This window comes from Nitratidesulfovibrio oxamicus (genome assembly GCF_015731765.1).
GTDB classification, from domain to species: Bacteria; Desulfobacterota; Desulfovibrionia; order Desulfovibrionales; family Desulfovibrionaceae; genus Cupidesulfovibrio; species Cupidesulfovibrio oxamicus.
Genome location: NZ_VRYY01000722.1, coordinates 1 through 694, shown reverse-complemented (window position 1 = coordinate 694; position 694 = coordinate 1). Strand labels below are relative to the sequence as shown.

1 protein-coding gene is annotated in these 694 nt (G+C 71.9%); it reads left to right on the top strand.

Annotated elements, in window-relative coordinates; all coding sequences use genetic code 11:
* Positions 1 to 74 precede the first annotated feature (74 nt).
* On the top strand, positions 75 to 557 hold the full coding sequence (locus tag FVW20_RS17685; protein WP_196610613.1) for a DVU_1555 family C-GCAxxG-C-C protein: 483 nt from the start codon (positions 75 to 77) through the stop codon (positions 555 to 557).
* Positions 558 to 694: the final 137 nt, after the last annotated feature.

Genomic DNA, 694 nt, shown 5'->3' with positions numbered 1-694 from the left:
GCTGGCGGCGGACGGCCCGGCTACGCGCTGCTGCTGGCCCGGCGCGACGACGATGCACCACGGGGGGATGCGCCATGAGCGACGACGCGTTCGGACGGGTACTGGCCCTTGGGGCCGCCGGGTACTGCTGCACCCAGATCATGGTCCAACTGCTGCTGGATGTGCAGGGCCGCGATGTGCCTGATGCCGGGGGGGGCGACGGGCGGGACGCGGTGCGCGCCGCTGGCGGGTTGTGCCGGGGCTTCGGCCTTGCGGAGGGTACCTGTGGCATCCTGCTGGGCGGGTGCATGGCCATGGGGCTGTGCGCGGCCAAGGGGCACGATGGCGAGGAACCCCACGAGGCGCTGGAGGCCATGACCACGGAATTCGCCGAATGGTTCCGCGAGCGCACCGCTGCCAGCGGGGGCATTTCGTGCGGGGCCATTCTTGGTGATGCCGGGGATGGCGGGCGTCCGGATTTCGGCAAGTGCCACGGCCTGCTGCTGGAAGCGCACGGCAAGATGTTCGAGGTGCTGGCGGCCTACGGCGTGGACCCCACGCTGCCGCGCGAGGGCTAGGCGGCATGGCCGGGCGTGGCAACTTTTCCGTGGATTGCGGTTGTTCCGCACCGGGGCAGGCCGTAGGCGAGGCGGCGGCAACGGCGCATCGCCGGGTGCTGGCCCGCACCGCCAGCGTGTGCCCGGTATGCCTTGGC

What these genes read in the sequence shown, in the direction of transcription:
- FVW20_RS17685 (WP_196610613.1), top strand. Translation starts at nt 75, where the DNA reads ATGAGCGACGACGCGTTCGGACGGGTACTGGCCCTTGGGGCCGCCGGG.